Origin of the sequence: Flavobacterium esculini, from assembly GCF_048284325.1 — a bacterium.
Taxonomy (GTDB): Bacteria; Bacteroidota; Bacteroidia; order Flavobacteriales; family Flavobacteriaceae; genus Flavobacterium.
This window is the reverse complement of the sequence record NZ_JBLVPI010000017.1, coordinates 95,963-102,256: the sequence shown is the minus strand read 5'-3', so window position 1 is coordinate 102,256 and position 6,294 is coordinate 95,963. Positions and strand designations below refer to the sequence as shown.

The following is a 6,294-nucleotide window of genomic DNA, read 5'->3' as shown; positions in this document are numbered from 1 at the left end:
GCATTAGCATGTTGGGAAACCAGAAGCTTTGATGCAACAACTTGTACTTGGAAAACAACAGGCACAGAGCCAGCAGAACCAACAACCGCATTAGCATGTTGGGAGACTAGAAGCTTTGATGCAACAACTTGTACTTGGAAAACAACAGGCACAGAGCCAGCAGAACCAACAACCGCATTAGCATGTTGGGAAACCAGAAGCTTTGATGCAACAACTTGTACTTGGAAAACAACAGGCACAGAGCCAGCAGAACCAAATGCAGGAACAGACGGAACCTTAACAGTATGTTCAGGAGCAACTCCGACTACAGCACAATTGAATGCTGCTGTCACAGGTGAAGATGTAGGAGGAACATGGACAAACTCAGGTTTAATCTATACTTATACTGTATCAGCAACTGCACCATGTACTGGAACTGGCACTGCAACAGTAACAGTAACCGTACAAGCTGCGCCAATAGCTGGAACAACAACAAACTTTAGTATCGTAGTTGGTGGATCTGTAACATTAGAGTTATTGAACGCACATATTTCTGGAAACCAATCAGGAACCTGGAATGCAACTTCTGGAGGAGCAGGAACTTACACTTATACAGTAGCCGCAACATCTCCATGTTCAGTAGCTGCAACAGTAGATGTGGTTGTAAAAGAACAAGCTCCACCAAACCCTGGAATTTTTCATACTACTGTTACAAGTTCAGACTTTATAAGCGGTGCTACAGATAAATTGATTGGACAACTTTGTTATACAACAAAAAATGGTAAGGTAACTAATGTGACTCCTGGTCAAATGTTTTATTACACCGCAATAAAAGCACCATCTAATGATTTCTATGTTGATATAGAAGAAACAAAATCGGAGTCAGGACTTGCTCTTTTTGAAATTAATCAAAAAAATCAAATCACCTTATGGGATGCTAAATACAACAAAGTTGCTACTGGAACTCAGACTGTCCTAGGAAAAGGACAAATACACATAAGCAATGCAGTTAAGGGTGCACAGTATGTGTTGTCGGTTAAATACGATACGAAATCTATAATAGGCTCAAGTTTCTCAGGAACGGCACCTGTATGTACATACACATTTGTTAGTAAAATAAACGGCTCAATTGTAAGTAGAACAAGTGTCGATATGACGCCAGATTGCTCAATTGTAAGTAGAACAAATGTCGATATGACGCCAGATTACCCTATTGTTTTAGGAAAATTAGAATGTGCGATAGAAGTTTTTAATGCCATCTCTCCCAATGGTGATGGTAGTAATGATTTCTTTAGAATAGAGGGATTAGATTGTTATCCTGAGAATAGAGTAGAGATATACAACCGTTGGGGTGTATTGGTATTTGAAAGAACAGGATACAACAATGACGACAGAGTCTTTAGAGGTCTCTCCGAAGGAAGAGTAACCATTAGACAATCCGAAGAATTACCAACGGGTACGTATTTTTATATTTTTAAATACAAAGACACGGATTCGAAAGGACATGAAAAATCGGGTTATTTATATTTAAATAGATAAAAAAATTAATTCCCAAAGGAGAGTTTTTCCCTTGGGATTAAAAAAAGAGATATGAGAACAACACTTAAAATAGCAGTCTTTCTATTATTGTCCGTTGCGAGTTACGCCCAGCAAGACTCACAGTTCACGCAATACATGTACAACACGATCAACATCAATCCGGCGTATGCAGGCTCACGAGAAACGATGAGCATTTTTGCCTTACACCGTACACAGTGGGTAGGCTTAGATGGTGCACCAGTAACCAATACGGCATCGATTCATACGCCCATCAACGGCAGCAATGTAGGATTGGGCGTATCGATTATCAACGACAAGATAGGGCCATCGGACGAGAACAACATTTCGGTTGATTTTTCGTACACGATTTCCGTTTCAGAGACTTATAAGTTATCCTTTGGATTAAAAGCCACTGCCAACTTGTTGAATATTGATTTCACCAAGTTGAATCAATATGACAAGAACGACTATAGTTTTGACACGAATATTGACAACAAATTTTCACCCAACATAGGAGCAGGATTGTATTTGCATTCAGACAACACGTATATAGGATTATCAGCTCCGAATTTATTGGAAACTAAACATTTTGATAGATATGCAGGTACAGGATCCAACAGCCACGTAGCCAGTGAAAAAAATCATTATTATTTAATCGTAGGCCACGTATTTGATTTATCGGCAGATATCAAATTCAAGCCGTCGATACTGACAAAAATGGTGGGCAGTGCTCCCTTACAAGTGGACATTTCAGGAAATTTTATGTTGAACGATAAATTTTTGGCAGGAATAGCCTACCGTTGGAGTGCGGCGATGAGCGCGATGGTAGGATTTCAAGCTACAGACAATTGGTTTATAGGCTACGGCTATGACCTAGAAACCACGAGATTATCAAATTACAATTCAGGTTCTCACGAACTATTTTTACGATACGAATTGTTCAACAAATATAATAAAATCATCTCCCCAAGATTCTTCTAATACGACATATTATGAAAATTAATATTATAATTTACAGCCTTATTTTGAGCGTAACAGTGCAGCAAAGCTATGCCCAAAAAGCCAAAGTAGCCTCTGCGAACAAGCAATACGACCGTTATGCCTATGTGGATGCGATTACTATCTACGAGCGCCTTGCCCAGAAAGGTTATAAGGACGAAAAAATATTTCAGAACCTAGGGAATGCATACTATTTTAATGCCGAGTTAGAGAAAGCCGAGAAATGGTATGGAGAACTTTTTGCGATGAACAAAGACCAAGAAGCCGAATACTGTTATCGGTATTCCCAATGCTTGAAGGCCATAGGAGATTATGGTCAAGCCGATAAAATGCTGGTGGAGTTCAACAAAAAAGCTGGCAACGACAAAAGAGCCCAACTCTACGTAAGCCATAAAAATTATTTAGAAGAAATCAAGGCCAATTCAGGACGCTTCAACATCGCAGATGCGGGAATAAACTCGGAGTTTTCAGATTATGGAAGTTCGTTTTCAGGTAACAAATTAGTATTTGCCTCGGCTCGCGATACCGGTGGAGTTTCCAAGAAAGTATTCAAATGGACCAACCAATCCTTTACCAATTTATACAGTTCTGAAGTAAATCAAAGCGGAACCCTAAGCCAGCCCGAGCGTTTCAGCAAAAGAATAAACTCCAAGTTTCATGAATCGACCCCCGTTTTTACCCAAGACGGCAAAACGATGTACTTTACTAGAAACAACTATTTAGACGGTAAGAAAGGAAAAGATGGCAAACGCATCACCTTGTTAAAGTTATACAAAGCCATCCTAAACGAAGACGGTAATTGGGAAGACGTAGTAGCCTTACCTTTCAATAGCGACAACTACAGCGTAGCGCATCCGGAGTTAAGTCTAGACGAGAAGACTTTGTACTTTGCCTCGGATATGCCCGGCACCCTAGGACAATCCGATTTGTTTAAAGTAACCGTAAACCAAGACGGAACTTATGGCACACCAGAGAATCTAGGAGCAACAATCAATACTGAAGGTAGAGAAACTTTTCCATTTATCAGCGATGAAAATGAGCTGTATTTTGCCAGTGACGCAAGGACAGGACTTGGAGGATTAGATATTTATGTAGCCAAAGTAGAAAAAGACAACAGTATTAATGACATACAAAATGTGGGAGCGCCAATAAACGGCACCGATGATGACTTTGCTTTTTTAATAGATAGCAAAAGCAGAAATGGTTTTTTCACCTCGAACCGCAAAGGAGGCAAAGGATATGATGACATTTATAAGTTCACCGAAACCCGAAAACTAGCTTGTGAGCAAAGCCTGACGGGAATAATCACGAATAAGGAAACAGCCAAGATATTGCCCGATACCAAGTTAAGTTTGTTTGATGAGAAATTCCAAATACTAAAAGAAGGTATCTCGGACGAAAACGGATACTATAAATTTGAAGTACTTTGTGGTAAAACGTATTTTGTAAGAGCCGAGAAACAAGAGTGCCAAACCAAGGAAGGAACCATCAACATAGCCAAAATATCAGGCAAGAGTGAATTGGATTTAGCATTAGAGCAACGTATTAAACCAATTGGGATAGGAACAAATTTAGCTAAAACCTTAGACATTCCAATAATTTATTTTGATTTGAATAAATCTTTCATCCGTAAAGATACAGCCTTTGAGTTAGCCAAAGTACTTGCAGTAATGGAAGAATATCCAAATATGAAAATTGATATACGTTCACATACCGATAGTAGGCAAACGATACAGTACAATGATACATTATCCGATGGAAGAGCCAAATCTACAATGGCGTGGTTGGTTAAAAATGGTATAAAAGCGAGCAGATTAACTGCTAAAGGCTACGGAGAAACTCAACTTGTAAACAAGTGTTCCGATGGTATGCAATGTACCGAAGCAGAACATCAAGCCAATAGACGTAGCGAGTTTATTATTACGTCGATTTAAACAAATAAAAAATCGAATAATTAATTAACATCATTTATTATTGTTTCTGGCTGCAAATTCCAGTGATATTGACTGTCTTGTCCTGAAATTACTTGTCTTTTTTGTTCATCAATTGGAAAAACCGGTCAAATTGACCACCCTATTCCAGTGCAAATTGACCACCAGTTTCGGAGCAAACTGACCACCACTTTCCAGTTCAAATTGAGCACCTGATTTTGGGGTAAAATTGAGCATTAAAAACTACTGACTTTTTTATGTTGTTAGCACCATACATTCGTTAAAAAATACGGATTATGGCAAGCAAAATAACAGACATGAGTAAAATTAGAAAAGCAATTAAATTCTATTGTAACGGGAAAAGTAAGTTATTCATAAGCAAGTACTTATCTCTTTCTAGAAATACGGTAAAGAAGTATATTTCTTTATTTGAAGTGCTAGGATTAAGTTTTGAAGTAATTAACGAAAAAACAGATGCCGAGTTAGAACTTTTGTTTTCACACACTACAGTGGAATCCATTAGCCCCAAATTGCAGAAACTTCATGATTTTTTTCCTAAAATGGAACGGGAACTAAAAAAAGTTGGAGTTACAGTACAACATATGTGGGAGCAATATATTGCCGTAAACCCTGATGGCTACAGGAGCTCACAATTTGGCCATCATTACAAAACATGGGGTAAACGAGTCAATCCAGTGATGCACATGAATCACAAAGCGGGTGATAAAATGTATGTGGATTGTGCTGGAAAAACACTCTCGTTCATTGATAAAGACACGGGAGAAATCAAAGAAGTACAGTTTTTTGTAGCCATATTGGGAGCCAGTCATACACCTATGCCGAAGCTTCAATGAGCCAGCAAAAAGAAGATTTTGTTACTTCGGTAGAAAATGCCATGCGTTTTTTTGAAGGCACTCCTGCGGCAATTGTCCCCGATAATTTAAAATCGGCAGTGATAAAAAGCAGTCGTTTTGAACCTACTATCAATGAAACTTTAGCTGATTTAGCCGAGCATTACCAAACTACAATTTTGCCTGCCAGGGCTTATAAACCAAGAGATAAGTCATTGGTTGAAGGAGCTGTCAAGATATTGTATCGAAGGATTTATGTAAATCTTAAAGAAATTAAATTCTTTTCTCTGGAAGAATTAAACCAGCAGATATGGGATTTATTGGATGCTCATAATAGTCGAAAACTCACAGGACGTCCTTACTCTCGTGTAGAATTATTTTTAGAAGATGAGCAACAAAAACTCCGCCCACTACCACAAGAACGCTTTGAAATTAAATACCAATCCTTTGCAACAGTCATGCAAAACGGACATGTTCAATTAAGTCAAGACAAAAATTATTACAGTGTTCCGTATCAATATATAAAGAAAAAAGTGAAACTATTGTATACCAAATCAACTGTAGAGATATACTATAAATACAATCGAATAGCCATTCATCCAAGGAATTACAAACCTTATCTCTATACCACAATCCCAGAGCATTTAGCCAGTACACATCAATTTGTAGCCCAGTGGAGTCCTGTTCGATTTATTGATTGGGCAAGTAGCATTGATGAGTCAGTAGCAGAATATATTATGCAGATCATCCAAAGCAGAAACCATCCTGAACAGGCTTATAAGAGTTGTTTAGGAATACTGGGCTTCGAGAAAAAGGTAGGGAAAGAGCGATTAATAAATGCCTGCAGGCGGGCACTTGATTATAAGATTTACAATTTTAAGACCATTCAAAATATTTTAGAAAACAACTTAGACCATATTGATTTTGACCAAGAACCCCAGCAAGAACTCCCTATTCACGGTAATATCAGAGGAAAACAGTATTATAATTAAATT

Annotated in this window: 6 protein-coding genes; 5 read left to right on the top strand and 1 reads right to left on the bottom strand. The window is 38.2% G+C overall.

Translation table 11 applies throughout. From position 1 onward, the window contains the following. The 3 genes from ACNQGG_RS14570 to ACNQGG_RS14560 form a co-directional block, all read left to right on the top strand. Positions 1-1,518 (top strand): gliding motility-associated C-terminal domain-containing protein (locus tag ACNQGG_RS14570; protein ID WP_417965143.1); only part of this gene is annotated, 1,518 nt, incomplete at its 5' end. A 51-nt stretch (positions 1,519-1,569) separates the two neighbouring features. After that, entirely contained in the window at positions 1,570-2,499 is a 930-nt protein-coding gene (locus tag ACNQGG_RS14565; RefSeq protein ID WP_417965141.1) for a PorP/SprF family type IX secretion system membrane protein, read from the top strand. An 11-nt stretch (positions 2,500-2,510) separates the two neighbouring features. Beyond that, positions 2,511-4,451: an OmpA family protein gene (locus ACNQGG_RS14560; RefSeq protein WP_417965139.1), complete on the top strand. Its 1,941-nt coding sequence runs from the start codon at positions 2,511-2,513 to the stop codon at positions 4,449-4,451. A 108-nt stretch (positions 4,452-4,559) separates the two neighbouring features. Here the strand turns inward: ACNQGG_RS14560 and ACNQGG_RS14555 are convergent, their stop codons facing one another. Further along, the gene (locus ACNQGG_RS14555) at positions 4,560-4,685 is read right to left on the bottom strand and encodes a hypothetical protein (RefSeq protein WP_417965137.1); all 126 of its coding nucleotides are present in this window, start codon (positions 4,683-4,685) and stop codon (positions 4,560-4,562) included. 59 nt (positions 4,686-4,744) lie between these two features. Between ACNQGG_RS14555 and ACNQGG_RS14550 the strand changes: the two genes are divergently transcribed. Both ACNQGG_RS14550 and ACNQGG_RS14545 read left to right on the top strand, forming a co-directional pair. Next, positions 4,745-5,302 carry a hypothetical protein gene (locus ACNQGG_RS14550; protein WP_417965135.1) on the top strand — a complete coding sequence of 186 codons (558 nt, stop codon included), beginning with the start codon at positions 4,745-4,747 and terminating at the stop codon, positions 5,300-5,302. Next, a complete protein-coding gene (locus tag ACNQGG_RS14545; protein WP_417965133.1) occupies positions 5,299-6,291 on the top strand; it encodes a Mu transposase domain-containing protein in 993 nt (330 codons plus the stop codon). The genes ACNQGG_RS14550 and ACNQGG_RS14545 overlap by 4 nt, the downstream gene beginning before the upstream one ends. The last annotated feature ends 3 nt before the right edge of the window (positions 6,292-6,294 follow it).

What these genes read in the sequence shown, in the direction of transcription:
- ACNQGG_RS14565 (WP_417965141.1), top strand. Translation starts at nt 1,570, where the DNA reads ATGAGAACAACACTTAAAATAGCAGTCTTTCTATTATTGTCCGTTGCG.
- ACNQGG_RS14560 (WP_417965139.1), top strand. Translation starts at nt 2,511, where the DNA reads ATGAAAATTAATATTATAATTTACAGCCTTATTTTGAGCGTAACAGTG.
- ACNQGG_RS14555 (WP_417965137.1), bottom strand. Translation starts at nt 4,685, where the DNA reads ATGCTCAATTTTACCCCAAAATCAGGTGCTCAATTTGAACTGGAAAGT.
- ACNQGG_RS14550 (WP_417965135.1), top strand. Translation starts at nt 4,745, where the DNA reads ATGGCAAGCAAAATAACAGACATGAGTAAAATTAGAAAAGCAATTAAA.
- ACNQGG_RS14545 (WP_417965133.1), top strand. Translation starts at nt 5,299, where the DNA reads ATGAGCCAGCAAAAAGAAGATTTTGTTACTTCGGTAGAAAATGCCATG.